Annotated in this window: 1 protein-coding gene; it reads left to right on the top strand. The window is 35.0% G+C overall.

Annotation, left to right across the window (positions count from 1 at the left end):
* Positions 1 to 1,637 (top strand): beta strand repeat-containing protein (locus AJ887_RS10175; protein WP_410002258.1); only part of this gene is annotated, 1,637 nt, incomplete at both ends.

Below are 1,637 nucleotides of genomic sequence, written 5' to 3'. Positions count from 1 at the left end.
GGTAACTCAGGAACTCTTAATATAGATAAATTTAACAATAGTGGAACTATAACAGCTTCTAATGGCCAAGGAGTATTTTTCGAAGGAAATGCTGATATAAAAGCTTTCAATAATAGTGGAACCATAACAGCAAAATCAGAAGGTATTAAGATGTCTGGAATTTCAAATATAGACAGTTTTACCAATAGTGGTTTTATTAGCGCAGATAAGGCTATTTTTGCTAGTACAAGCGGAAGCAATAATCTTACTATTAAAAATCTCAGCAACAGCGGAACTATCAATGGCAAGATAAGTGTAGAAAATAGTAGTAGCGGCTTTACAGGAACCATTGCTGTTAATACCTTTGAAAATAAAAACCAAATCAATGGTCAAATCTATATGGGAATTTGGGGAGGTAACTCAGGAACTCTTAATATAGATAAATTTAACAATAGTGGAACTATAACAGCTTCTAATAATGATAAAGGAATTTACTTCCAAGGAAATGCTAATATACAAAGCTTTACCAACAGCGGTCTGATCAGTGGGGGTAATGGCGTAACTACTGCTGGCACTATAAAAAATTTCACTAATAACGGAACTATACTAGGAAATAGTAGCAATGGTATAAGTATAAATAGTACCATAGAAAATTTTACCAACAAGGGAACCATAAATAGCACAGGAAGAGAAGAGCCTTCAGCATATGGAGCTTCATCAGGTATAAGCTTAAGCTATAATACAATAACAAATTTCAATAACGAAGGTTTAATTTCTGGTATTTTTGGTTTAAATTTAACTAATGCTACTATAGAAAATTTTACTAACAAAGGAACCATAGAATCAACAAGCAATCATGATTTTGGAGCAGCTATCAATCTTGTAGCTCCTTATGGTGCTGCTTCTGTCATTAATAATTTTACTAATGAAGGAACTATTAAATCAAAGTCTAATGGTATTTTTGCAGAAGCGGGTAATAAAATAGAAACCCTTGTTAATAAAGGTACTATAGAAGTAGATTTAAATGGTATAAGTTTTTATGATTATGGAGATGCAGGGGGCAGTGGTAATAAAATCGAGCTAGGTAAAATCATCCTAGAAAAAGGCAGTAGCATTAAGGCTGGACATAATGGTATTAATATAGATCATGGAAGTTCTAAGGTTATTGAAGCCGACGCCATTGAAGTTAAACAAGGTGCTAAAGTAGAAGGCGGTAAATCTGGAATTTATATAGGAGGCGGTAAAGAAATCAATGCTCAAATCACCATAGCAGGTGAAGTAAGCGGTGGAGCTGCTGGTATAGTCAATGAAGGTATCATAGGTGGTAGTAGCGATAATGATGATAAAAAAGGTGGCATTATCATCTCAGGAGGTAGTGTTAGCTCTTCAAGTGGAGGCTCTGGCATAGTCAATCAAGGCAATGGTTCTATAGCAGGTGAAATCAAGGTAGAAAGTGGAGGTTCAGTTGAAGGTGGTATTACCAATACAGGAAGTGGTTCTATCTCAGGAAATATAGTAGTAGAAGATGGCGGTAAACTTGATTCCATCACTAACACCTCTACTTCTGATACAGGTATAAGTGGCTCTATCACTAACAATAGTGATAATAAACTTGAAATTTCTAATGGAGAAGGTGCTACTATAGGTGGAGGTATTAC

Origin of the sequence: Campylobacter sp. BCW_6466 (assembly GCF_001762835.1) — a bacterium.
Taxonomy (GTDB): Bacteria; Campylobacterota; Campylobacteria; order Campylobacterales; family Campylobacteraceae; genus Campylobacter_D; species Campylobacter_D jejuni.
Note: the sequence above shows the minus strand (reverse complement) of the source record. Positions and strands in the feature narration are given on the sequence as shown.